This window comes from Bifidobacterium angulatum DSM 20098 = JCM 7096, from assembly GCF_001025155.1.
GTDB classification, from domain to species: Bacteria; Actinomycetota; Actinomycetes; order Actinomycetales; family Bifidobacteriaceae; genus Bifidobacterium; species Bifidobacterium angulatum.
The window spans coordinates 379,635-405,661 of record NZ_AP012322.1; the positions used below are offsets into that span (position 1 = coordinate 379,635).

At 60.7% G+C, this 26,027-nt stretch carries 19 protein-coding genes and 2 tRNA genes; 19 read left to right on the forward strand and 2 right to left on the reverse strand.

What is annotated here, in order from left to right:
- The first annotated feature begins 14 nt into the window (after positions 1 to 14).
- From gltX to BBAG_RS01500, 4 genes are all read left to right on the forward strand, one after another.
- Complete coding sequence (gltX, locus tag BBAG_RS01485; protein WP_033508874.1) at positions 15 to 1,535, forward strand: glutamate--tRNA ligase; 1,521 nt, start codon at positions 15 to 17, stop codon at positions 1,533 to 1,535.
- 264 nt (positions 1,536 to 1,799) lie between these two features.
- Positions 1,800 to 1,872 (forward strand) — tRNA-Glu (locus tag BBAG_RS01490).
- A gap of 38 nt (positions 1,873 to 1,910) precedes the next feature.
- A tRNA-Gln gene (locus tag BBAG_RS01495) sits at positions 1,911 to 1,985 on the forward strand.
- A gap of 84 nt (positions 1,986 to 2,069) precedes the next feature.
- A complete protein-coding gene (locus BBAG_RS01500) occupies positions 2,070 to 3,386 on the forward strand; it encodes a metallophosphoesterase (protein WP_003827656.1) in 1,317 nt (438 codons plus the stop codon).
- Positions 3,387 to 3,516: 130 nt separating this feature from the next.
- Here the strand turns inward: BBAG_RS01500 and BBAG_RS01505 are convergent, their stop codons facing one another.
- Positions 3,517 to 4,326 (reverse strand): IclR family transcriptional regulator, encoded by an 810-nt coding sequence (locus tag BBAG_RS01505; RefSeq protein ID WP_033508872.1) that lies wholly within the window; start codon positions 4,324 to 4,326, stop codon positions 3,517 to 3,519.
- A gap of 184 nt (positions 4,327 to 4,510) precedes the next feature.
- Here BBAG_RS01505 and leuC point away from each other — a divergent pair, with 184 nt between their 5' ends.
- The 15 genes from leuC (at position 4,511) to BBAG_RS01580 (ending at position 24,960) form a co-directional block, all read left to right on the forward strand.
- Positions 4,511 to 5,914, forward strand: a complete 1,404-nt coding sequence (gene leuC, locus BBAG_RS01510) for a 3-isopropylmalate dehydratase large subunit (protein WP_003827659.1) — start codon at positions 4,511 to 4,513, stop codon at positions 5,912 to 5,914.
- A gap of 45 nt (positions 5,915 to 5,959) precedes the next feature.
- Entirely contained in the window at positions 5,960 to 6,649 is a 690-nt protein-coding gene (gene leuD / locus BBAG_RS01515) for a 3-isopropylmalate dehydratase small subunit (protein WP_003827660.1), read from the forward strand.
- 322 nt (positions 6,650 to 6,971) lie between these two features.
- A complete protein-coding gene (locus BBAG_RS01520) occupies positions 6,972 to 8,105 on the forward strand; it encodes a beta/alpha barrel domain-containing protein (RefSeq protein ID WP_003827662.1) in 1,134 nt (377 codons plus the stop codon).
- A 414-nt stretch (positions 8,106 to 8,519) separates the two neighbouring features.
- Entirely contained in the window at positions 8,520 to 8,789 is a 270-nt protein-coding gene (gene rpsO, locus BBAG_RS01525) for a 30S ribosomal protein S15 (RefSeq protein ID WP_003827663.1), read from the forward strand.
- Between the two features lie 246 nt (positions 8,790 to 9,035).
- On the forward strand, positions 9,036 to 11,717 hold the full coding sequence (locus BBAG_RS01530; RefSeq protein WP_003827666.1) for a polyribonucleotide nucleotidyltransferase: 2,682 nt from the start codon (positions 9,036 to 9,038) through the stop codon (positions 11,715 to 11,717).
- A gap of 267 nt (positions 11,718 to 11,984) precedes the next feature.
- Positions 11,985 to 12,554 carry a LemA family protein gene (locus BBAG_RS01535; protein WP_003827670.1) on the forward strand — a complete coding sequence of 190 codons (570 nt, stop codon included), beginning with the start codon at positions 11,985 to 11,987 and terminating at the stop codon, positions 12,552 to 12,554.
- Positions 12,555 to 12,716: 162 nt separating this feature from the next.
- Entirely contained in the window at positions 12,717 to 14,915 is a 2,199-nt protein-coding gene (locus BBAG_RS01540; RefSeq protein ID WP_033508869.1) for a DUF2207 domain-containing protein, read from the forward strand.
- Positions 14,916 to 15,044: 129 nt separating this feature from the next.
- Positions 15,045 to 15,908, forward strand: a complete 864-nt coding sequence (locus BBAG_RS01545; protein WP_003827674.1) for an aldo/keto reductase — start codon at positions 15,045 to 15,047, stop codon at positions 15,906 to 15,908.
- 172 nt (positions 15,909 to 16,080) lie between these two features.
- Positions 16,081 to 17,679, forward strand: a complete 1,599-nt coding sequence (locus tag BBAG_RS01550) for a peptidase U32 family protein (RefSeq protein WP_407921658.1) — start codon at positions 16,081 to 16,083, stop codon at positions 17,677 to 17,679.
- A 77-nt stretch (positions 17,680 to 17,756) separates the two neighbouring features.
- Positions 17,757 to 18,755 carry a polyphenol oxidase family protein gene (locus tag BBAG_RS01555; protein WP_003827678.1) on the forward strand — a complete coding sequence of 333 codons (999 nt, stop codon included), beginning with the start codon at positions 17,757 to 17,759 and terminating at the stop codon, positions 18,753 to 18,755.
- Between the two features lie 54 nt (positions 18,756 to 18,809).
- Positions 18,810 to 19,655 (forward strand): IspD/TarI family cytidylyltransferase, encoded by an 846-nt coding sequence (locus BBAG_RS01560; RefSeq protein WP_003827679.1) that lies wholly within the window; start codon positions 18,810 to 18,812, stop codon positions 19,653 to 19,655.
- A 29-nt stretch (positions 19,656 to 19,684) separates the two neighbouring features.
- Positions 19,685 to 20,341, forward strand: coding sequence for a pyroglutamyl-peptidase I (locus tag BBAG_RS01565; protein WP_003827680.1), 657 nt, complete (start codon positions 19,685 to 19,687; stop codon positions 20,339 to 20,341).
- 145 nt (positions 20,342 to 20,486) lie between these two features.
- Positions 20,487 to 21,905: a hypothetical protein gene (locus BBAG_RS01570; RefSeq protein ID WP_003827682.1), complete on the forward strand. Its 1,419-nt coding sequence runs from the start codon at positions 20,487 to 20,489 to the stop codon at positions 21,903 to 21,905.
- A 268-nt stretch (positions 21,906 to 22,173) separates the two neighbouring features.
- Positions 22,174 to 23,508 carry a C1 family peptidase gene (locus tag BBAG_RS01575; RefSeq protein ID WP_003827685.1) on the forward strand — a complete coding sequence of 445 codons (1,335 nt, stop codon included), beginning with the start codon at positions 22,174 to 22,176 and terminating at the stop codon, positions 23,506 to 23,508.
- 324 nt (positions 23,509 to 23,832) lie between these two features.
- Positions 23,833 to 24,960, forward strand: coding sequence for a 3-deoxy-7-phosphoheptulonate synthase (locus BBAG_RS01580; protein ID WP_003827688.1), 1,128 nt, complete (start codon positions 23,833 to 23,835; stop codon positions 24,958 to 24,960).
- 116 nt (positions 24,961 to 25,076) lie between these two features.
- Here BBAG_RS01580 and BBAG_RS01585 read toward each other — a convergent pair whose 3' ends face one another.
- The gene (locus BBAG_RS01585; protein ID WP_003827689.1) at positions 25,077 to 25,958 is read right to left on the reverse strand and encodes a glycosyltransferase; all 882 of its coding nucleotides are present in this window, start codon (positions 25,956 to 25,958) and stop codon (positions 25,077 to 25,079) included.
- Positions 25,959 to 26,027: the final 69 nt, after the last annotated feature.

Sequence of the window (26,027 nt, forward strand, 5' to 3'; positions counted from 1 at the left end):
GCACAATGGAGCCTATGACTGAAGCTGAACATACTAAACCAGAACTTCCCGAAAACGTTCGCGTGCGCTTCTGCCCGTCCCCGACCGGCATTCCGCACGTCGGCATGGTCCGTACCGCCCTGTTCAACTGGGCTGAGGCACGCCATACCAAGGGCACTTTCGTGTTCCGTATCGAAGACACCGACGCCCAGCGTGATTCCGAGGAAAGCTACAACCAGATCATCGAGGCGTTGAACTGGCTCGGCGTCGATTGGGACGAGGGCATCAACGTCGGTGGGCCGGACGGCCCGTACCGTCAGTCCGAGCGCGGCGACATCTACAAGGATGTCGCGGCCAAGCTGCTCGAAGCCGGCTATGCCTACGAATCCTTCTCCACTCCCGAAGAGATCGAGGCCCGCAATGTGGCCGCCGGCCGCCCGAAGGCTTTCGGCTACGACGGCTACGACCGCAACCTTACCGAGGAGCAGAAGGCCGCTTTCCGTGCGGAAGGCCGTAAGCCCGCTCTGCGTATCCGCATGCCCGATGAGGATGTGGCCTTCGACGATCTGATCCGTGGCCGTATCGAATTCAAGGCCGGCTCCGTGCCCGATTACGTGATCGTGCGCCCGAACGGCGATCCGCTGTACACGCTGACCAATCCGGTCGATGATGCGATGATGCGCATCAACGTGGTGCTGCGCGGCGAGGATCTGCTGAGCTCCACTCCGCGCCAGATCGTGCTCTACCGTTACCTGATCGAGCTGGGCGTGGCCAAGGAGATGCCACTGTTCGGCCATATGCCGTACGTGATGGGCCAGGGCAACAAGAAGCTTTCCAAGCGCGATCCGGAATCCAACCTGTTCCTGCATCGCGACAACGGCTTCATCCGCGAGGGTCTGCTGAACTACCTGGCGCTGCTGGGTTGGTCCATCGCCCCCGACCGTGATGTGTTCTCCATGGACGAAATGATCGAGAAGTTCGATGTGCGCGACGTGAAGGCCAACCCGGCCCGTTTCGACATCGACAAGGCCATCTCCATCAACGCCGAGCATATCCGTATGCTCGAGCCGCAGGACTTCCTGAACCGTGCCGTGCCGTACCTTAAGCGCGACGGCGTGGTGTCCGCCGATTCGTGGGATGCCCTGACCGATCGTGAGCGCGAGATCCTCACTGCCGCCGCTCCGCTTGTCCAGCCGCGTGTGCGTCTGCTGAGCGAGGTTGCGGGCATGGTCGGCTCCTTGCTGAGCGAGGAAGGCTATATCGAGCCTGCCGCCGATGCCAAGAAGCAGCTGAAGGAATCCGCTCCCGAAGTGCTCGACAAGGCCATCGCCGCGCTTGAGGGTGTCGCCGAGGACGATTGGAAGACCGACAACCTGCATGAGACGCTGAACAAGGCGCTGGTGGAGGAGGGCGGCTACAAGCCGCGTCTGGCGTTCGGCCCGGTGCGTGTGGCCATGAGCGGCCGCCGCGTGAGCCCACCGCTGTTCGAATCCATGGAGATCGTCGGCAAGGATGTTTCCATGGCTCGTCTTAAGGGGCTGCGCGAGCACCTGTGATTCCACGGGGCTGCATGAGCCTGTGCGATTGATGGCCGGCGTATCCGCGGTGATACGCCGGCCATTGCCGTTTGCGGAGGCGATATGCCGTGCGATGCCTGCGCGTTCGCCGTGTGGGGTGTGCGGTGTTGCCGGCTTTTGTGCAGTGGAATCGTTGAAAACAAAGGCGACACGCCGTAAGTTGCATATGGTGGTGAACCCGCGTATATTAATCACTCGTTGCGGTTCATACAGCACAGCTGAGAACTGCGGCGCATAAGTTAAGCCCCCATCGTCTAGCGGTCTAGGACTACGCCCTCTCACGGCGCCAACACCGGTTCAAATCCGGTTGGGGGTACGACGGACAACTTTTCGAAGTTGCCACGCCTGCCAAATTGGGATGTGGTGTAATTGGCAACACAGCTGATTCTGGTTCAGCCATTCTTGGTTCGAGTCCAGGCATCCCAGCCAATAGCCCTCGCGGAAGCGAGGGTTTTTTGTTTCTACGGGAGTTTGCATCGCATGCCCATATGGTGATGGGATACAGTGGAGAGCATGACGGAAACACAACACATGCCGGAAAACCTGTCCAGCAAGCCGAGGATCAAGCCCGCCGAAGAAGGCGATGGGCGCCCGGTGTCGGTGTCGGCGCGACTGGGGCGGCTGCAGTTCCATAATTCCGGAAAATTCAGGGTGTTGCAGGTTTCCGATATTCAGGTTGGGGCGAGGGTCTCCCAAGACACCGTTTCCCTGATCGAGACGTCTCTTGACACCGTGCGCCCCGACGTGGTGGTCTTTACCGGCAATCAGATCGCGGGGTATGATCCGGCGTTCGCCGAAACGTTCACCAAACGCCTGTGGAGCGCCCGGGAAAGGAACGACGCGGCATTGGCGCGTACGCGGCAGAAGGTGCATGACGTCATTGCGCAGTTTCTGGCACCGCTTATCGAACGCGAAGTGCCTTTCGCCGTCACGTTCGGCAACCATGATTTTCAGTGCGGGCTGACCAACGCGCAGCTCAACGAGATATACCGCACGTTCCCGGGCTGTCTGAACCCGCCGGCGTCCGCCTGCGATGCCGAAGCGGCCGATGACACCGGGGGCTTTTGCGCCGGTGATGGCAGTGTACTGCCTGAGCAGGTGATTATTCCCTTCGCCCCCGGCACATTCGCCCTGCCGGTACTGGGGCTGGAAGGCGCCTCAAACGTGCTCGCATTGGCGTTGCTCGATTCCGGCAGCTATGCGCAGGGCGGCGGATTCGCCTCGCCCGACCATGAGGCGCTGGCTTTCCTGCAAACCGTTCCGCGCCGCACGGGGGCTAGGATGATGCTGTTCCAGCATATGCCGCTTCCGCAGTACTACGATCTGCTGAAACCGGTCGCCCCCACCACGGCATACGCCATGCAGGGGTATCGTGCGCATGCGGACCAGTATTACGTGCTCGACGAGAACAAGGCCCAGATCGGCGGATATATGGGGGAGGGCATCAGCTGCCCTGATGTCTCCGACGAATTCGCCATGCTGCATGACGGTCTTGTCGGCGTTTCGGCCGGGCATGATCATCGCAACGGCTTTGTCGGGAACGTTGACGGAACGATGCTGATCGCCACGCCGACCTGCGGATTCGATACGTATGGGCCGGCGCCCGACCATCGTGCGACTCGTCTGATCGAATTCGACATTCGCCACCCGTACGAGCCTCGTACGCAGCTGCTGGCGTTCGGGGAGCTGATAGGCAAGCCCAGTTCCAAGAAGGCGTACACCTATGCGATCAACGCCAAGCCGCCGCAGGATGGCGAAGGCGACGATCTGCTGCGCAGGCCGTCGCTGTGGTCCAGGCTGTTCGGCCTGTTCGGCAGGCATGGGCGCTGATTGTGCTCCGCTGCCGTAACGTTCGGTGAACACGACGATGCGGGAATCAGATGACGAGATACGGCTGGGGCGTGCAACCTGTATGGAGGTTGCACGCCCCAGCTGTAAGAATATGGAGTCGAGGAACTGATCAGCGCCCTGCGGAAGCCTTGATCAGCGCGTCGGTGAGATAGCGGCCTGCGGCCATCACCAGCGGTGCGTAGCGGCGGCCCGGGGTGGTGCCCATGCGGCCGATCGGACCGGAAATGGAGATGGCGGCGATCACCTGGCCGGAGGCGTTGCGAATCGGTGCCGAAATCGAAGCGACGCCCTCCTCACGTTCGTTGACGGATTCGGACCATCCGCGCTTGCGTACCTGGGCAAGCTTGGCGGCGTTGAACTTGGCATGGCGCAATCCCTGATGCAGGCGGTCGGAGTCCTCCCATGCCAGCAGAATTTGTGCGGCCGAACCGGCCTCCATCGAAAGCATGGCGCCTACCGGGATGGAATCACGCAATCCGGATGCGCGTTCGACTGCGGCGATGCAGACTCTCTGGTCTCCCTGACGGCGATAGATCTGTGCGGATTCGCCGGTGCGGTCAAGCAGTGTTTGCAGGATCGGGCCGGCGGCGGTAAGCAGCCGATCCTCGCCTGCGGCGGCGGCGAGTTCCGCGAACCGGGAACCGAGCACGAAACGGCCATGCTGGTCGCGCAATACGAAGCGATGGCGTTCAAGCGCAATGGCCAGGCGGTGCGCGGTAGGACGGGCGAGACCCGTGGCACTTACCAGTTGCCCCAGGGTGGACGGGCCCGATTCGAGGGCGTCGAGGATTTTTACGGTCTTGTCAAGCACCCCAACGCCGGAATGGATTTCATTGTCCTTCGGAGTGGAGGCAAGTGCCTGATTCGCGGGGGCGAATTCGCCGTTTTGCGGTGTGATATCGTTCTCAGCAGCAGTCATAATACTGTGATTATGCCATCTCACATAGTGAAATGGCAAATCAGGAAATATCTCATTGTTCGGCCTTGTGGGGCATGTCTCAATATCCGACCGCATAACGGGCGATATGTGATACGCACCATAGGCTAGTACCACGAACAAGAAGCAAACGCAAGAGTTAGCGTGAAAATTCAGGAGGATTTCCATGGGAACGACACTGGCCGAAAAGGTCTGGGCCGATCATTTGGTACGCAAGGGCGATGACGGAGCGCCCGATCTGCTGTACATCGACCTGATGCTTATGCACGAAGTCACAAGCCCGCAGGCGTTCGAGGGGCTGCGACTGGCGGGACGCAAGCCGCGTCACATTGACCAGCTCATTGCCACCGAGGACCACAACACCCCGACCGTCGACATCGATAAGCCGAACCCCGACGAGACCAGCTCGCTGCAGCTGACCACGCTCGAGAAGAACTGCAAGGAATTCGGCGTGCGCCTGCACCCGCTGGGCGACGCCGACCAAGGCGTCGTGCACGCCTTCGCCCCGGTACTGGGCCTCACCCAGCCGGGCATGACCATCGTGTGCGGCGACTCGCACACCTCCACCCATGGCGCGTTCGGCGCATTGGCCTTCGGCATCGGCACCTCCGAGGTCGAACATGTGATGGCCACGCAGACCCTGAGCCTCAAGCCGTTCAAGACCATGGCCGTCAACATTGAAGGCGAGCTGCCGAAGGGTGTGACCGCCAAGGACATCATTCTGGCCATCATCGCCAAGATCGGCACTGGCGGCGGCCAGGGCTATGTGATCGAATACCGTGGCGAGGCGCTGAAGAAGCTCTCCATGGACGCGCGTATGACCATCTGCAACATGTCCATCGAAGCAGGCGCCCGTGCCGGCATGATCGCTCCGGACGAGGTCACCTTCGAATACCTCAAGGGGCGTCCGCATGCGCCGGAAGGTGACATGTGGGACAAGGCCGTCGAATACTGGAAGACCCTGAAGACCGATGATGACGCCGTGTTCGATAAAGAAGTCACCATCAAGGCCGAGGATCTTGAGCCGTATGTGACCTGGGGCACCAACCCCGGCCAGGGTGCCCCGATCTCCGCCACCGTGCCCGATCCCGAGTCCATCGCGGACGAGACCGAACGCAACGCCGCCAGGCGCGCCATCGACTACATGGGTCTCAAGCCCGGCATGGCGATCAAGGACATCGCCGTCGACACCGTGTTCATCGGCTCCTGCACGAATGGCCGACTCGAAGACCTGCGCGTGGCCGCATCCATTATGAAGGGCCACCACAAGGCCGAGAACATCCACCGTGTGCTCGTGGTGCCGGCATCGTCCCGCGTCCGCCTGCAGGCGGAAAAGGAAGGGCTCGACAAGATCTTCAAGGACTTCGGCGCCGAATGGCGTAACGCCGGCTGTTCCATGTGCCTGGGTATGAACCCCGACAAGATGGTCGCCCGCGAGCGTTCCATCTCCACCTCGAACCGCAACTTCGAAGGCCGTCAGGGCAAGGGGTCCCGCACGCATCTGGCATCGCCGGCAGTTGCGGCCGCCACGGCCATCCGTGGCACGATTTCCTCCCCGGCCGACCTGTAAACCCATTGAGCCGTAGACCGAGATAGACAACCAAGGACTTTCGAAATGGAAAAACTTACCACTCTTACCGGCGTTGGCGTGCCGCTGCGCCGTTCCAATGTCGATACCGACCAGATCATTCCGGCCGTATTCCTCAAGCGCGTGACGAAGACCGGTTTCGACGACGCGCTGTTCTACGCATGGCGCCGCGACCCGGAGTTCGTGCTCAACAAGCCCGAGTACGCCAAGGGGCAGATTTTGGTGGCCGGCCCCGAATTCGGCATCGGCTCCTCCCGCGAGCATGCCGTGTGGGCGCTGCATGACTACGGTTTCCGTGTGGTCATCGCGCCGAGCTTCGCCGATATCTTCTATGGCAACACCGCCAAGAACGGTGTGCTGGCCGCGATCATGCCGCAGGAATCCGTCGAGCTGCTGTGGAAGCTCCTCGAGGAGGAGCCGGGCACCGAGATGACCGTGAGCCTGGAGGATCGTACGGTGACCTGCGGCGACGTGACCCTGCCGTTCGAGGTGGGCGATTACGTGCGCTGGCGTCTGATGAACGGCTACGACGACATCGATCTGACACTGCAGCATGAGGATGACATCGCCGCATACGAGAAGATGCGTGCCGAGAAGTTCCCGTTCAAGCCGAAGACCCTTCCCGTCAAGCAGGAGCCGGAGCAGGCGATCGAATCCGCCCGTGAAGGCGAATACCCCAACTGGCAAGGCCCGTTGGCCGATCGCGGCATTATCTAGCCGCACCCGACGGATGGCTGTGGCATCGCCTCTGCCCCTCTTCAAGCCCGGCATTCAAGCCGGGCTTTTTGTTTATCTTGACACTGTTTCCCGTCCCCTCCGCCGACGGCAAATTCCATAAACATAAAATGATGGTAAAACGAGCGCAAAGTGATGATTCGTTGAGCTGGCTTAGACTGAATGGTCCGAAACGACCTGTGGAAAGCCATGTAGGTGAGATGGGCCGGGCGTTTGGGGATTATGGCGCGTTACAGTGGATACAATATCCCGCGCGTTCACATCGCACATCCAACATGACACAAGAACAACTTCGGAGAGCACTATGAGCCAAGGTTTCGCGCCGTTTTATGACGTCAATCGCACGTATGAAGACAACTATCTGCAGGGGCCGTTCGGCGCATTCGTCGAAGCGTTGAAGAACGATTCCGCTGCCGACGCCTCCGAGCAGTCCACTCAATCCCAGTCGTTCGATCAGGCGGAGGAATTCCTCGGCTTCCGTGTGAACCTGCCGTTCGGCATCCCTGCCGGTCCGCTGCTGAACGAGCGATTCACCACCGCCGCCTTCCGCATGGGCTTCGATTTGGCGGTGTACAAGACGGTCCGTTCCCGCGCGTGGGGTTGCAATGCGTTCCCGAACGTGCTTGCCGTGCATCCGAAGAACGCGGACGGGTCGTTGGTTCCCGGCAGCGCCGAGTTGGACGAAGGCGTGCTTGCCGATACCCGATACGAGCTTCCGATTTCGATTTCCAACAGTTTCGGAGTGCCGTCACGCGATCCCGACGAATGGCAGCCGGACATGAAGAAAGCGATCGCCGAAGCCGGCGACGGCCAGCTACTCGTGCCAAGCTTCCAAGGTTCCCGCGTGGACGGTATGGATCGCAAAGCGTATATCGCGGACCACGTCACCACCGCGCATCTGGTTGCGGAAACCGGAGCCGGACTGATGGAAATGAATACCAGCTGCCCGAACGAAGGCCACAATCGCCTGCTATGCCATGACCCGCATCTGGTGGGGGATATTACGGAAGCTGTGAAAAACGAAATCGGCGATCGCCCGCTCATCGTAAAACTCGCGTACATTCCCAACGATGCCGATCTGGAAACCATGGTCAAGGAAACCGTTGGCCGTGGCGCTGTGCAAGGCTTCTCCACCATCAACACCATTTCGGCGCGCCTGGTGGACGCCAATGGCAATCAGGCCTTGCCGGGAGCCGGACGCGACCGTTCCGGCGTGTGCGGTAACGCCATCCGCGGAGCCGGTCTCGACATGGTCGGCAGGCTTTCCGCCATCCGTGAGAAACTCGGCGTTGACTTCGCCATTGTGGGTGTTGGCGGTGTGATTCGCCCCGATGACTATAAGGCGTATCGTGCGGCCGGCGCAAACGCGGTGATGAGCGCCACCGGAGCCATGTGGGACGCGAATCTCGCGCGCGAAATTAAGAAGACGCTGCGTTGAATTCCGTTTTCGCGAACATGCTACATGCCTTAGGGCAACTGAAAGGCAGTGTTTCTTTGGATTTGGCCCAACAGCGGGTTGAAAGAGACTGAGCGTGTCTGAATAATAACGACATCCTGCACGTCGAGTGTGGTAAGCCGCTGAATGGCACGATCAAGGTGCGTGGCGGCGGGAGGACGTCGTGTTTCCCGATTCCCGGACGGGTTCCCGTCTTCGAGCGCCCGCCGGGGCATTCGCCGGCGAACTGCTGGAATTGCAGGACCAACAGGGGTGTTGCACCTCTAAGATAGACATCGGGCTTGCGATTTTGGTCAGGCCGTCGTGTATCATGTTCATTTGGCGTGTTTCGCCCGCGGATAGAGAGCGCGTCGGCATTGGGCTGGCAGCACCGCGCAGCAATATAAGGAGGATGCCGTGGCACTGACGGCTGAAGAAAAGACCCAGATCATCAACGAGTTCGCGACCCACGAGGGCGACACTGGTTCCCCGGAGGTCCAGGTTGCCCTGCTCTCCAAGCGCATCGCCGATCTGACCGAGCACCTGAAGGAGCACAAGCACGATCACCACTCCCGTCGTGGCATGCAGATGATGATCGGCTCCCGTCGTAGCCTGCTCGATTACCTCAAGCGCACCGATATCAACCGCTACCGTGCGCTGATCGAGAAGCTTGGTCTGCGTCGATAATTCAAGACTTCCGCCCGAGCGCCTTATGGCGTTCGGGCGTTTTACATACGCTGCCAACGGCAACAAGATAAACGAGGGCATTACAGAGGATCAGGCCAGAGGTTCAGGCCAAGACAGCGAGCCCGACTGAAGAGGTTGACACGAGGAACGCAGCCAAGGGGCTGTGAACATTGCGAATGTAAGAGCTTGCCCAGCTGAAGAGGGCTGTTTGAAGGAATAATTAGGAAAACACGAAGGAGTAGCCCCATGGAGGGTCCCGAAATCAAGGCCGCAGAGGCCGTTATCGATAACGGTTCATTCGGTAAGCGCACGCTGCGCTTCGAAACCGGTCGTCTTGCCCAGCAGGCTGACGGCGCAGTCGCCGCCTACCTGGACGACGACACCATGATCCTGTCCACCACCACCGCCGGTTCCAGCCCGAAGGAGAACTACGATTTCTTCCCGCTGACCGTTGACGTTGAAGAGAAGATGTATGCAGCCGGCAAGATCCCCGGCTCCTTCTTCCGCCGCGAAGGCCGTCCGAGCTCCGAAGCCATCCTCGCCTGCCGTATCATCGATCGTCCGCTGCGCCCGCTGTTCCCGCACACCCTGCGCAACGAGGTGCAGGTCGTCGAGACCATTCTCGCCGTCAACCCGCAGGATGCCTACGATGTGATCGCGCTGAACGCGGCATCCGCATCCACCATGATCTCCGGTCTGCCGTTCGAAGGCCCGGTCTCCGGCGTGCGCCTGGCGCTCATCGACGGCCAGTGGGTCGCCTTCCCGACCTGGGATCAGCGTGAACGCGCCGTGTTCGAGATCGTGGTCGCCGGCCGTGTCATCGAGAACGGTGACGTCGCCATCGCCATGATCGAGGCAGGCGCAGGCAAGAACGCCTGGCACCTCATCTACGACGAAGGCCAGACCAAGCCGGATGAGGAAGTCGTTGCCGGTGGCCTGGAAGCCGCCAAGCCGTTCATCAAGGTCATCTGCGAAGCCCAGAACGAGCTCAAGGAGAAGGCCGCCAAGGAAACCAAGGAATTCCAGCTCTTCCCGGAGTACACCGACGAGCTGTACTCCCGCATCGACGAGATCGCGCACAAGGATCTCGATGAGGCCCTGACCATCGCCGAGAAGCTGCCGCGTCAGGATCGCATCAAGGAGATCAAGGAAGGCGTGAAGGCCACCCTCGCCAACGAGTTCGAGGATATGGACGATGCCGAGAAGGACAAGGAAATCGGCAACGCCTTCAAGGAGCTGCAGCGCCAGATCGTGCGTCGCCGCATCCTGACCGAGGACTACCGCATCGACGGCCGTGGCCTGCGCGACATCCGCACCCTGTCCGCCGAAGTGGACATCGTGCCGCGCGTGCACGGTTCTGCGCTCTTCCAGCGCGGCGAAACCCAGATCCTGGGCGTCACCACGCTGAACATGCTCAAGATGGAACAGCAGCTTGACTCCTTGTCCGGCCCGCAGTCCAAGCGTTACATGCACAACTATGAGATGCCGCCGTACTCCACCGGCGAAACCGGTCGTGTCGGTTCTCCGAAGCGCCGCGAGATCGGCCACGGCGCCCTCGCCGAGAAGGCGCTGGTGCCGGTGCTGCCGAGCCGCGAGGAGTTCCCGTACGCCATCCGCCAGGTCTCCGAGGCCATCGGCTCCAACGGTTCCACCTCCATGGGCTCCGTGTGCGCATCCACGCTGTCGCTGCTCGCCGCCGGCGTGCCGCTGAAGGCTCCGGTTGCCGGCATCGCCATGGGCCTGGTGTCCGGCGATGTGGACGGCAAGCACATCTTCAAGACCCTGACCGACATTCTGGGCGCCGAGGACGCCTTCGGCGATATGGACTTCAAGGTCGCCGGCACCTCCGAATTCATCACCGCCCTGCAGCTCGACACCAAGCTGGACGGCATTCCGGCCGACATTCTTGCCGCTGCCCTGCAGCAGGCCAAGGAAGCCCGCACCACCATCCTCGAAGTCATCAACGAGTGCATCGACGGCCCGTCCGAGATGAGCGAGTTCGCTCCGCGCATCATCACCACCACCGTTCCGGTGGACAAGATCGGCGAGGTCATCGGCCCGAAGGGCAAGATGATCAACCAGATCCAGGAGGACACCGGCGCCGAGATCGCCATCGAGGACGACGGTACCGTCTACATCTCCTCCGAAGGTGGAGAGGCCGCCGAAAAGGCCAAGCAGATCATCGACCAGATCGCCAACCCGCACGTTCCGGAAGCCGGCGAAACCTACAACGGCAAGGTCGTCAAGACCACGTCGTTCGGCGCTTTCGTGAACCTGACCCCGGGCACCGACGGTCTGCTGCATATCAGCCAGATTCGCAACCTCGCCAACGGCGAGCGCATCGACGCCGTCGAAGACGTGCTGCAGGAAGGCGACACCGTTGAGGTCGTCGTGCAGGGCGTTGACGATCGCGGCAAGATCAGCCTGGCCATCCCGGGTTTCGAGGATCAGGAATCCAACTCCGGCCGTGGCGGTCGTGAGGATCGCGGCGAGCGTGGCGGTCGTGGCGGCCGTGGCCGTCGTGACGATCGCCGTGATGACCGTCGTGACGATCGCCGTTCCCGCGATGATCGCCGTGACGACCGTGATTACGAGGATCGTCCGCGTCGCAACCGTCACGAGGATCGCGACAACGATCGTGATTATGAGGATCGTCCGCGTCGTCGTCGTTCCTATGATGACCGCGATGACCGTGATCGTGATTATGAGGATCGTCCGCGTCGTCGTCGTTCCTATGACGACCGTGGCGACCGTGACCGCGATTATGACCGCGATGACCGCCGCAGCCGTGGTGGCCGCCGTGGCTCCGACCGCAACCCGCGTTACGCGACCGACGACAACTACGACGATTACCGTTCCGAGCGCGAAGAGCGCACCGAGCGTCCGCGCCGTCGTGTGCGCCGCGACTTTGATCCGTTCGAAGACTGATGTCTTCTCACGGATCCTTCGTGGCGGCTTGATATGCCGTTGAGGTGATAGCGTCGAATATTGGGGCCACTCCGTTATGGAGTGGCCCCAATCTAGTATTGGGCTGTTCGAATTTCGGTACCGGCTCGTCGTTGAACCTTGCCGAGCTTGCCCACATTACTTGCCCGCATGATGCGATTCTGCAGTGATTTCGGTCATATCCGCGCAAAACCAGAGCATATGCGATAATGAAATCGTTGTCTTTATTCAGCAAGGAGGAACTTGCCAATGTCCATCGGCATTATCATCGCTATTGTCATTGTCGTCCTGATCGTACTGTGGGCGATCAGTGCGTATAACGGACTTGTCGCGCTGCGCAATCGTGTCAAGAACGCATGGTCGCAGATCGACGTGCAGCTTAAGCAGCGAGCTGATCTCATCCCGAATCTTGTGGAAACGGTCAAAGGCTACGCCTCGCACGAGTCCGAGGTATTCACCCAGGTGACGCAGGCGCGCGCCAAGGCGGTTCAGACCGCAGCCGACCCCAATGCCGCGCCCGCCGAACGTATCCAGGCCGAAAACGCGCTATCCCGCGCCATCTTCAACCTGCAGGCCACCGCCGAGGCATACCCGCAGCTGCAGGCCAACCAGAACTTCCTCGACCTGCAAGGCCAGCTCAAGGCGCTTGAGGAGAAGCTCGCCTACGCCCGCCAGTTCTACAACGACGTGGTGCAGAAGTACAACACCAGGATCGAAACCGTACCCACCAATATCATCGCCTCGCTATTCCACTTCAAGCAGGCCGACCACTACCAGATCGCGGAATCCGACCGCGCGGTGCCGCAGGTCAAGTTCTGATAGGGGCAGGCCGGCGCTTGGACTGGCATGACGGGAAACCATGCCATAATCAGGTGCCGGCCGGTGACGGCCGTGGAACGATGAGGTTCCATGGCCTGTAGTGTGCTGTGATTCGGCGGATGCGGCATGGCACGCGAGAATCATATAAGGGAAGAGAAAACTATGAGGAAGAGGCTTGTCCGGGCGGTGGTCATCACCATCGTCTCCGCATTGGCCGTCGTGCTGTTGGCCGTACTGGCCGGCAGTGAGAGCGGGCATTCGGATGTAAGCTACCGCAGCTTGGATTACGATGCGACGATACTTGCCAACGGCGATCTGAAAGTCGTGCAGCATATCGACTACAAGCTCGATAGCAGGACGAACGAGGACGGCGATACCCAGTATTGGCGTCAGCTTTACTGGCAGTACACGCTCGACAGCACCCAGCTGACCAACATCACCGATATCAGCGTCAAGAACGTCACCACCGGCGCGGTCTACCATCAGATCAACCCGCAGAACCCGAACAGCGTCGACGAGGCCACCTGGGATTCGAAATATGCGGACCACTGGTATATCGCCGATGTGACGGACGGAAGCAACAATCCGGGGTTCTTCGACCCACAGACGGACGGCCTTGACGGGTCGAGCGCGAACCGTATCACTAGAAACGTGGAGATCGGATGGAACATCCCCTACACGGTGAAGGCGGACAGCCTCAAATTCGATGTGCAGATGACGTTCCATGGCGCCGCCACGCAATACAAGGACGTCACCACCTTCCAATGGGAACCGATAGGACCCACCAACTCCATTCCCGCGCAGAAGGTGACGGGCACCGTTCGTTTCCCGGACGGCATCGACGCCAAGACCTCGTGGGCCTGGCTGCATACCAAGAACACGTCGGAGACCTCCCGCGGCAAACAGGGGGAGCTGAAGTTCGCCGTCTACAACCTGAAATCCGAGCAGTACCTCGATCTGGTGGTCGCATACGACAGCAAAGTCTCGTCCAATGTGGCAAGGATGGAACCCGGCAATCATCTTGACGCTTTGCAGGCCGACGAGACCGCGCAGGAGAAGGCATGGTACGAAAGCCAGCACCGGGCTGCGGTGACAAGAATCCTTCTGTGGGTCGTTTCGCTGGTCGCGGGCATCGTTTCCGTGGCGTGGGCGATCATCGCCGTAATCCGATCCAACAAGGCGGCACGGTACCGTGGCGGCTTGGAATATTGGCGCGACCGCCCGGCGATCTCGCCCGCGTCCGCGGCGCGCATGATCGATATCATCGACAACAGCAAGGGGACCGTATCATCACGTTCCATGACGGCAACCGTGCTGGCGTTGGCCGCCAAACATGCCATTGCCATCTACCCGGGGCCGGCGTCGAACTATAAGGGCATCGACATGAGCCAGGCCGACGCGGTGCAGTTGTCGCATATGATTGCATCCGATGGTGCCAAGGCGATGGTTTCGTCCAAGACCAGCACCATTGTGATCCTGCCGGTGGCGTTGCATGATCGCGAGTCGTTGAATCTCAGCGCGTCCGAGAAAACGTGCCTGCGACTGCTGGTGAGCATATCGATGCGCGTGGGGTACCCGGTGTTCGATTTCAAGCAGATGAAGAAGGCCTGCAAGGATTGGGAATCCGGCTATAAGGAGCTGGAGAAGTTCGAAAATTCCTGCGATACGGAGTTCACGCTGCTTGGCGCAACCTCCCAATCGGCTTGGCGGTACATGCTGCCGGGCACCATCGCCGCGATGTTGGGAATCGCCATCGCCATGACCGGATTCTATGTCGACAATCTTGTATTCGGGCTTCTGATTGGCACGCCGATGTTCATGGTCGGCCTGTTCTGCGATGTTGCGGGCGCGAATACGACGATCACGCCTCAAGGGCAGGAATACGCCGGTCAATGCCTTGGCCTGAAGCATTACATGCAGGACTTCTCCGACTTCAGCGACCGTGGTTCCGCCGACCTGAAGATGTGGGACTGGTATTTGGTGTATGCGGCGGCATTCGGCATTTCCGAGCGTGTGATGAAGGAGCTTGCCAAGGCATACCCGCAGGTGCGCGACCAGTCGTGGCTGGATGCGAATGCTTCGGGAACGCTGTGGTACTGGACCTATAGCCCGATGCATTGGGGTGGCGGCATGTCGTCCGAGCCGTCGTTCGGCGGCGGCTTCGGCGGCCTGCAATCCGGTGCGTTCGACATCGGCACGCAGCTTGATGCCGGGTTCGCTTCGGTACGCAGCACCATCAGCGCCGCCGCGCCGTCAAGCAGTGGCGGTGGTGGTTTCGGTGGATCGGGCGGATCGTTCTCCGGCGGTGGTTTCGGCGGGTCGAGCGGCGGCTTCGGCGGCGGTTCGTCGGGCGCACGCTGATCGGGCGATATGAAAAACGGGTGGCTTCCACAGCGGTTTTGCCGTGGCGCCACCCGTTCTGCCGTGGGCGGGAAGTATTCTGGGACGCAGCATTCCATTGATCATCACTGCCGTAAAGGAGCGTAGACCATGACACTGTTCCGAGATTTGGGACCATTCCACACCACCGCCATCGGCCACGGCGAGATGCCGTTGACCATCGAGAACAACCGTGGGCATGACGTCGGCATCGAAACCCTGCACGCCTCGCTGGACGCCGGCTGCCGCCACATCGACACCGCCTGGGCCTACTACACGCCAGGCGAGGAGGAACAGACCGGCGAGAAGCTGGTGCGCGAAGCGCTCGAGACCTGGAAGGGCCCGCGCGATGAGGTCACCGTGGCCACCAAGGTGGGTTTGCGCCGCGCATGGGACGGCGACAAGCCGGTCTGGCCACGCGATGGCAAGCCGGAACACCTCATCGAATACGGTAAGCAGTCCGCGCAGGCGCTCGGCGTCGATGCGATCGATCTGCTGTACCTGCACCGTCATGATCCGGAAGTGCCGTACAACGAGTCCTGCGAAGGCATCAAGGCGTTGCTCGATCAGGGTGTGGCCCAATGGGCCGGCGTATCCAACGTGAGCATCGAACAGTTGAAGATCGCGCAGGAGATTCTTGGCGACAAGCTGGTGGCCGTGCAGAACCAGTATTCGCCGATCCATCTGGAAACCCAGGACACGTTGGAATACTGCGCCAGGGAAGGTCTGGCCTTCGTGTGCTGGAGTCCGCTCGGCGGTTACCGCCACCCCTACGACGAGCACCTGTTCGACCCGTTCCGCGAAGTGGCCGCCAAACATGGCGTGAGCTACCAGCGCGTGGTGCTGGCCTGGGAGCTGGCCAAGGGCGACCACATGTTCGTGATTCCGGGAGCGCATCGCCCCGAAACCATCCTCGATTCGCTCAAGGCCGACGAGCTCGAACTCAGCCCGGAGGAGCTTGCGTTCCTGGGCTGAAACGCAAGACGGCTGCCGGCAGGCAGCGCGATGGCCGCATAATGCGGGCGGACCCATGGAGGAAAGGCATGGGCCGCCCGCATTGATTGTTATGCAACGGTATGGCATGTGTCGCCTTTGTATGTATGCGTGTGCGCAAAGTGCGCTGTGCACTCCAATCCGTACAATATTGATGGTTTTACGTCGAATACGAGGAATACACGTGCAAAGAAGAAACAAGCCTGAAGTACTGGCCCCGGCGGGCAACCTGCGTGGGCTCAAGACCGCCGTCGACTATGGTGCCGATGCCGTCTACTGCGGCGGCAAGGCGTTCGGCATGCGCAGCGCCCCGAAGAACCTGAGCCTTGAGGATTTCGAAGAGGGCTCGCGCTATGCGCACGAGCATGGGGCCCGCGTATATGTGACCTGCAATGTGCTGCCGCGCAACAGCGAGGTCGAGGCGATCCGCGACTATCTCGGCCAGCTGAAGGACACCGGTGTGGACGCGTTGATCGTAAGCGATTTCGGCGTGATGATGACCGCACGCGAGGTCGCTCCCGAACTTGAACTGCATGTGAGCACGCAGGCCGGCGTCACCAATTATGGCGCGGCCCGCGCATTCTATGAGCTTGGCGCCAAACGAGTGGTGCTCGCCCGCGAGATGGATCTGCAGGCCGTACGTGATATTCGCGCCCGCATCCCGGAAGATATGGATATCGAATGCTTCGTGCACGGCGCCATGTGCATGGCGTTCTCCGGCCGTTGCCTGTTCTCCAACTACCTGACCGGACGAGACGGCAACCACGGGGAATGCGCACAGCCCTGCCGCTGGAAGTACTCGATCGTGGAAGAGAAGCGGCCAGGCCAGTATTTCCCCATCGAGCAGACCGAAAACGGTGCGTACCTGTTCAATTCGCAGGATATGAACATGCTGGAGCATATCGACGATCTGATCGATTCGGGCGCGACCAGCCTGAAGATCGAGGGACGTTCCAAAAGCGCGTACTACATCGCCGCGATGACCAACGCCTACAAGACCGCAGTGAACCAATACATGGTCGAGCGCGGGTTCGAAGACGCCGAAGGCAACGAGATCAAGCCGTTCCACGATATGGTGATCCGCCCCGGCGACCCGGACTTCGCCAACGCGGCGCCGGACAATATCGAACATAATGCCGACAAGGCCTTCGCCGGCGTGCCCGATGCCGAAGACGGTCAGGCCGCGCCTCAGGTCAATACCGTTCATTGCGCCAATATCGGCAATGCCGACGATGGCAACCTGAGCTACCATGCGCGCAGCACCCGGCGCAAGTCGAACACCGCGGCGGAGATCCTTCCCGAAGGCTGGCATCATGCCGCAGTGCGCCCGGCACCGCATGTAGAGCTGCCGGATTGGCTGAAGGAGGAACCCTACAAGGTCGCCCACCGAGACTATTCCACCGGTTTCTACTATCCGCAGCGGAAGGTCACGCAGCGCACCGATCGCGCGGGCTACTTCCGCTCCTGGCTGGTGGTGGGCGAAGCGCTCTCCTGGTCGCCGGACGAGGGCGGCAGGCTCACCATGATGAGCCGCAACAAGATCGAACCCGGTCAGCAGGTCGAATTCCTGCTGGCCGGCGAGCCGCCGCTGGCATACATCGTTCCGGATTCCGGTTTGCGCGACGCGGACGGCAATCCGGTTGCCGCCATCAACAATCCGGCGCACGTGTTTTCGATCCCATGCCCGCACAACGTGCCGGCCAACACCGCCATCCGTTCCCGTACCAAGCAGGCCACGCTGAAAGCCGAATAACGCGGGCGGTGCTTTCGACCCATCGGCCGATCCCGCAATCCAATACACCAACCAAGGCATCAACTAAGGAACACACCATGACCGAATACGACGACGCGATTCTCGATTCATCGTCCATCAGCTCCACCGATAAGGCCGGCCGCCCGATCCCGGTCACCATTCCCATCGCTCTCGCACCGGGCATCACCGTCACCTATACCACGCGTCTTGGCGGTTTGAGCACAGGGGAGTGGGGCAACTGCAACCTTGGCGGTAAAGGCGGAGACAGCGCCGAAGCCGTGCTGTCGAACCGTATCGCGCTGTCGGAATCTCTTGGAGCGCCGTTAAGCATCATTTCGCAGGTGCACTCCGGCAAGACCGTGGACATGGACGAGGTGTTCGGCAGGAACGCCCCGTTCGGATACGACTTCTCCGGCACGCAGGACGATGAGGGGCATGCCCCTGCTGGCGTGAGCGTGATCGAAGCCGATGCGCAGGTGACTTCGCGTGCAGGCGTGGCCTTGGGCGTGTTCGCCGCCGACTGCCTGCCGGTGCTGCTCGCCGATCCGCAGGCCGGTGTGATCGGTGTCGCGCATTGCGGACGCAAAGGGCTGCAGCAGGGTGTGATCGGCTCAGCCGTCGATCTGATGGTGGCGAAGGGTGCGGTGCCGGAACGTATTGTGGCGACGCTCGGCCCCCGTATCTGCGGCGACTGCTATGAGACCGGTGATCAGATCTCGGACGAGTTCGATGCGCAGTTCCCCGGAAGCTTCTCGTTGACCCGTTTCGGCGGCACAGGCATCAATATCGTTGCCGCCGCATTGAGCGAGCTTGCCGAAGCCGGCGTGGTCGCCGACAACATCATCGAATCCCGCCCGCGTGTGAACGCCGCCACACAGTATCTGAGCGAGGATGCCGAACTGGCGGAACTGTGCGCTCGCGATGGCGAGGGGCCGGCACGTCTTGAAGAGCGTATCGAGGCGATCCGCCGCAGCATGTGCACCGTGGAGAATCCGCTATGGTATTCGCATCGCCGTGCCGCACTGGCCGGTAAGAAGCATGAGGGGCGCATGCTGGCGCTGATCCAGCGTCAATAAGTGGCCTTCGGCTGCGGACGAAGATTTCGTACAGAACGATTGGCCGTGCCATGCATGGTGCAAGGCATGGCATACGGTGGAGGAATTATGCAGGAAGATGAGAAGAAGAGGCAGACCGCACCTGTAGTGGCCGTGGTCCTGGCAGCCGGTTTCGGTACCCGTTTCGATCCGGAGAACCCGAAGCAGCTGGTGTGCATTGGCGATAAGCCCATTGTGTGCTGGAGCATCGAGGCCTTTGAGCGCAACAGCCGCGTCAGCGACATCGTGGTGGTGGTCAATCCCAAGGTACGCGACGCAGTGGAGGGGCTGATCGACGAGGCCCGTTACGAGAAGGTGCGTATGGTGATCGACGGCGGTGTCGAACGTTGCGACAGCACCATGGCCGCGTTGAACGTACTGAAGCAGGCCGGCATTCCGCAGCAGGCGAAGATTCTTATCCATGATGCGGTGCGCCCGTTCGTCTCGCAGGAGTCGATCGACGATTCGATCGACACGCTGGACGAGTTCTCCGCGGCGACGGTGGCGTTCGCCTCGACCGATACGATTCTGCTGACGCATGATGCCGGCGATCGCAAGGTGATCGGCTCGGTGCCCGATCGCGCTGACACCTTCCGCGCCCAAACCCCGCAGTCCTTCCGATTCGGCACGATCTACCATGCGTATGAGCTTGCCGCAGACGACCCCGATTTCCATCCGACCGACGATACGCGCGTGGTGGTGGATTATCTGCCCGATGAGTCGGTCGCGATCGTAGCAGGAAGCGACACAAACCTGAAGGTCACCACCATGGCCGATCTGCCGATCGCGGAACGCATCGCGGCAAACGCCACGCATCAGCTCACCAAAGAGGAGGCCCGCGCCCGAATGCATGCCATTCTGCGCGAGGCCGTGGCACACTGAGCGCATGGCAGTGCGGGTAGACTGAGCGTATGCAGCAGTTCAGCGTGGTGATTTCCGGTTTCGACCATTACGACGGCATCGAGGTCAATCCGTCTTACGAGGTGCCGCGGATACTTTCGCAGCAAGGCGTTGACGGCCTTGACGGGGTGGAGCTTTCCATCAGCACGGTCAGCCTTCCCGTGAGCTTTTCCAAGGCGTGGCCATTGCTGAGCCGGACCATCGAAGAGACGAAGCCGGACATCGTCGTCGCCACCGGGCTCAAGCGTGCGGCCCGTGGCATATTGCTGGAACGCTGCGCCACGAACATCATGGACTCCAGCAGGCCGGATGTGGACAATACGGCGCCGAGCCTTGTGCCCATCGCTCCCGGCCGGCCGGCGGCCTATTGGACGAGACTGCCGTTGCGTGCGATCCTCGGCGAGTTCACCCATGATTCGATTCCTGCCACGTTGAGCTCCGATGCGGGCACGTTCGTATGCAATTCCCTGTTCTACAACCTGCTGAATTGGGCTTCCGCGCAAGACAAGGTGCTGGCCGGCTTCGTCAGTCTGCCTGTAGTGAACGAAGAGCCGCATCCCAAGCGCGGGCTTCCCATGGATCAGCTGGTGCAGGCTTGCGGCGATGTGGTGCGCGAAAGCGTGAAGTACTATATGCGCCCCTCCAGCGAAAGCATTCTTATCGCCTGAATTCCGCTATGCGGTTCCATGTGGTCGAGGCTGTGTGAAAGTGCAAGACGCACGCCGATTCTCGACTGCGTATGCAGTAGTGTTTTACATGAGTCAAGTCGAGTAGGATTGTGCCAGACGGATTTTCGGCGGAAAGGAACAGAGAATGGAACAGTTCCCGGTTGTATTGAGGGGATACGACAAGGATAGGGTGGATGCGGCGTTCGCCCAGGCGCAGAAGACGCTGGCCGACATGCGCGAACAGATCGCGTCCAATGACGACATGATCCTTCAGCTGCAGGCGCAACTTGAGCAGGAGAAGTCCCGTCAGGATAAGTCCGGCAACAGCTTCTCGTCGTTGGGTGCGAACGCGCAGCAGATGCTGTCTTCCGCCGAACAGACCAGTGTCGAACTGCTTGAACGCGCCAAAAGCGATGCCGCTTCCACCCGTTCCGCCGCGCAGGTGCAGGCACAGACCCTGATCAACAACGCCAAGCTCGACGCCAAGCGTATCGTCGCCGACGCCAACGCCAAGGCCGATAGTATTCTGACCCGCGCCGCCAACGATGCCGAAAGCACCACCAGGTCGGCCAAGGAGGACGCGGAGCATCTGCGTTCCGAAACGACGAAGAACGTCACCGAACAGCGCCAGACCGCCGAATTGGAACTGCGCAACGCCCGCGAGGAGCAGAAGAAGAAGCTCGCCTCCGAACGATCCACGCAGGAACGTGAAATCGCGGAGATGAAGGCCGACGCCGTCCAGCAGATCGCCGACCAGCGTAGGAGCACCAACGAGGAACTGACACGCTTGAAGAACGAGGCCAACGATCAGATCGAGGCAGCGCTCGCCGAAGCGAACAAGAAGCTTGCCGATGTGCGCGAGCAGGTGGCCAAGATGACCACTGACGCACAGCGTAAGGCCGCCGAGATCACCGATGCGGCGCAGACGAAGGCACAGGAAATCACCGATGAAGCCGAAGTGCATCGCACCAAGACCATGAGTCAGGTCAGCGCCGAGGTCGAGCAGATCCGCAGCGATATCGCCGCCCAGCAGGAGGACGCCACCAAGAAGGTGAGCGAGCTGCTGGAAAGCTTGGAGCAGCGTCGCGCTGAAGCCAAAAAGGAAGCCGACGAACTCATCAGCCAGGCCAAGACCATGCGTCAGGATGCCGACGAGTACGCCACTCGCAAGCGTACCGACACGGACGCCAAGGTCGATGTGATGCTGAAGAACGCGCAGGATGAGGTCGAGCGCCAGATCGATGAGCGCCGCAAGGCCGCGCAGGAGGAGATCGACGATCTCAAGGAGCGCATCAGCGGTCTGCAGCAGCGTGAAGCGCAGATCACGCAGCGTGTGGGCGAGCTTCGCTCCATGTTCTCCAATGCATTCGCCGGTTTCCTCGCTGGAGACGATATGGATGCTGCCGCCGCGGCTCCGGCGCAAGCCCAGCCGGAAGAGCCCGCCCAAGGTGCCGGCGAAGCGCCGAACGCCGGCTCCGGCAACGAGTCCGACGAATCTGGCGAGCCGGGCGAAGCAGGCGAGACCGATAACGCCGTTGAAGCAGGCGACGGCAATCAGGAGTAATATCTACCGGTATTGAGGGCTCCGGTCGGATCGGTATGGCATCCGGCCGGAGCTTTCGCATATCGTCTGGCGTTGTTCGCAAAGCGTCGAATCTACGCTGAACCATGGCACGAAGCGCGGTGCGAGGAGCTGCACGGTGCTGTGCGGGCGGAACGATTGGGAATGCTGATGGTAGGCTGGGACTCACACAGTACCATGTACGTTTTGCGGCATCCGGCCGGGGTATCCAATGGCCGGATGCCGTTGTTGTGAGTTAAGGAGTATTCATATGGCAGAAATCACACCGTTGAACGCCGAAGCCCTTGCCGGGCTGCGCGATGGATTCGAGGCGAGTGCGGTCAACCGTATGGCGATGAACGCCGTCACCGCGGCTGGAGTGGCCAAGGTGGCTCGTAACTATGACAGGGCGCGTCTGCTGCAGCGCAGATTCTCAACGGTTATCGACAATGGCGATGCCACCCATCAGGATCGTTCCGGCCGCTGCTGGCTGTTCAGCTCCCTGAATGTCGCACGTTTCGTGGCCAAGAAGAATCTTGGGCTTAAGGAATTCGAGTTCTCTCAGAACTATGCCATGTACTACGACAAGCTGGAACGTGTCAACTACTTCCTGAAGGATGTCGCCGCGCTGATCGCAGCCGGCGAGCCCGCCGATTCCCGCCTGATGCAGCATCTGCTGCAGGATGTGATGGGTGATGGCGGCCAGTGGACCATGGCCATGAACGTGTACAAGAAGTACGGCGCCGTGCCCAAGGATCTGTTCCCGGAAACCGAATCGTCCAAGAACACCGGCGAGATGAACACGCAGCTGCGCCACATGCTGCACACCGCAGTGGCCCGCATGTACGCCAAGGGCGCCGACATCGATCAGATCATCGCCGAGGCCACTGCGGCAGGTCACCGTATTCTCACCATTCATCTGGGCGAGCCGCCGGTTTCCTTCGATTGGGAGTGGACCGACAAGGACGGCGTGTTCCATCGCGATGGCGAGATCACACCGCAGGAGTTCTGGAAGAAGTATGTCGGTTCCGCCGATCTGGAAAGCTACGTGTGCCTGGTGGACGATCCGCGTGCCGAGCATCCGAAGGGCAGGAAGATCGCCATCGAGCATCTGGGCAATGTCGCCGGTGGCGACGCCACCGAATACCTGAATGTGCCGAACCAACTCATGAAGGACTGCGTGAAGAAGATCCTGGTCGAGGAAGGCATTCCGGTATGGTTCGGCGCCGATTGCCATCCGTTCATGGACCGTGAGAACGGCGCATGGGCCACGGATCTGTTCGAATACGGCAAACTGTACGACTTCGATTTCAGCTTGGATAAGGAGGAGCGTGTGCGCTTCGCCGATTCCGCTATGAACCATGCCATGGCGTTCGCCGGCGTGGATGTTGCCGAGGACGGTTCCACTCGTCGGTGGCGTGTGGAGAACTCCTGGGGCACGAAGATCGCGGACAAGGGCTATTTCACGATGAGCGATGACTGGTTCACCGAGTACGTGTACGAGGTGGCTGTACCGAAGGCTCTGCTGCCCGCCGAATACCAGGCCGCTCTTGAAGAGCCCGCCATTTCCCTGCCCGCATGGGATCCGATGGGCGCGCTTGCATAAGCGACGCCCCGGTGGGGCGTCGCGCGAGCGCGCCCGAGCCTGGCGGTAGCCGGGCGAGGGTGGGATATGCTGCAGGCCTGCGATGCCGTATTTCTATGGGAATGCCGGGCACGCGCTTGCATAAGCGACGCCCCGAAGGCTGTTTGCGACCCGTCTGCTGTGCAGGCGGGTCGTTTGTTTTTCGGTTCCGGTGTTTCGGCAGACGGTCGGATGCCGCATGTTGCATGGCCGATGAACTATTGTGGTGAATTCGGTGTGCAGGCACTGCCACCTATATTGTCAACATCGCAATCGCCGAAAGGTATGAGAGGAAGGAGAGTCGGCATGGCAGCGTTACGTGGTCCGGACAGTTCCGAAGATAAGCGTCGTTTGGGGGAGCAGGCCGTCTTTCCCGAGACGGTGGATGTCAATATTCGTCAGCTTGATCCGATTCCGGCTCCGCGCGCGTTTCTGCGCGAGTTGCCGCTCACCGAGGAGATGGGCGAGCTGGTGCGCACGTCGCGTCAGGAGATCCGTGATGTGTTGCGCGGGCGCGATGACCGTCTGCTGGTCATTGTGGGCCCGTGTTCCATTCATGATCCCAAGGCCGCGCATGAGTATGCCGAGAAGCTTGCCGCGGTGCAACGCGAGTTGAACGATCGCTTGCTGATTGTTATGCGCGTGTATTTCGAGAAGCCTCGTACCACTATCGGTTGGAAGGGTCTGATCAACGATCCGGATCTCGATGGCCAGTTCAATATTCGTAAGGGCATGTGGGAGGCACGCAAGGTGCTTACCGATGTGCTGTCGTTGGGTTTGCCGATCGCTACCGAATGGCTTGACCCGATCACCCCGCAGTATATCTGCGATGCGATCAGCTGGGGCGCCATTGGTGCGCGCAATACCGAAAGCCAGGTGCACCGCGAGTTGGCCAGTGGCCTGTCGATGCCGGTCGGGTTCAAGAATTCCACGGACGGTTCCATCAAGGCCGCGGCTGATTCCTGTTATGCTGCCGCGTTCGAGCATCATTTCCTGTCCATCAATTTGGATGGGCGTGTGATTTCCGCCGAGACCAAGGGCAATCCGGATTGTCACCTGGTGTTGCGTGGCTCGTCGAGCGGTCCGAATTACGATGCCGAGTCGGTCAAGGCGGCATTGGATGCGTTGCATAATTCGAAGGCGACTGGTCCGAGCGAGCATGGTCTGGTGATCGATGCCGCGCATGGCAACTGTGGCAAGGATGAAGTGCGTGAGGCCGAAGTGGTCGAGGAGATCGCGGCTCGTTTGGCTCAGGGCGAACAGGGCATTCTCGGCGTGATGATGGAAAGCTTCCTGGTGGCAGGGCATCAGAAGCCGGCTCCGCTCGACCAGCTGGTGTACGGCCAGTCGGTCACCGATTCGTGTATTCCGTGGGAGCGTACGGAACAGCTGCTGCGCACGCTGGCCGATGCCGTTGCCGCGCGCCGCGCATAAGTCGGTGTATAAGGCCGTCGAAGGCGTCCAACGCGAACCATTCATATTGATAGGGCCGGGGCCGATGGAACGATGTCCATCGGCCCCGGCCCTATCATATTGGCGTATCGGCACGACTACATGTCCTGCAGGTCGTCTTTCTCCTCAAGCTCGGATTGCATGTTGAACCACATGCGTTCGGCCGGATTGATATCGCGCACTTCCAGCAGCTTCTGGTACATGGGGTAAAGGACGTGCAGCCACGGGTACATGATGTACAGCGTGTGCTCCGACTTGTGGGTGCGCCAATGCTCCGGATGCGTTTCGAAGGTGTTGCGGAAGCGTCTCATGTAGGCATGGAACGAAGCCGGCGACGTGTACATGCGGCGTGCGGAGATGCCGCATACCATGCGTTTGGAATACACGGTTTTCAGTCCACGGCCCAGCAGATGCAGCGACACGTCCACGTCCTCATGCATCACGTCGGACTTGTCCCGGCACACCTCGCCCCTGATCTGCTTCCACGCGGTGGCACGTAGGGCCATATTCGAGCCGAACAGCAACACCTGGCCGTTGTCGGCGCGGTAGGAGTGCCGGCGCACATGGTCGTCGCCGCGCAACGCGATTTTCCTTGCGGGCATGTCGTAATAGCTTACCGGGCCGGTGGCGCCCATCGCCTCGCCGTCCTCGGTGAAGATGCCCGATACGACCTCCACCCAATCGGGCTTGAGCATGCAATCCGCGTCGATACGCCCAAGTATGTCTCCGGTGGCGGCGTCGAGCCCATAGTTTCTGGTGGGGATCAGCCCTTGTTCCTCGTCTTGGTGCAGCAGTCGAATCGGCGCTTCGGGATGATGCGCCATGAACTCCTCAACAATTGTGCAGGTATTATCGGTACTGCGATTGTCAACCACCAGAATCTCATGTGGTGTAACGGTTTGGCGGATGGTGTTGGTCAGGCAATCCGCAATGCGCTCCTCTTCATTCCACGCTGGGATGATAATCGAAACATTCAGCATACTCCCCAGAATAAATAGTCGGGCGTACACTGTTCGTCGAACAAATGGCCGTACAGCCCTCATCGCTAC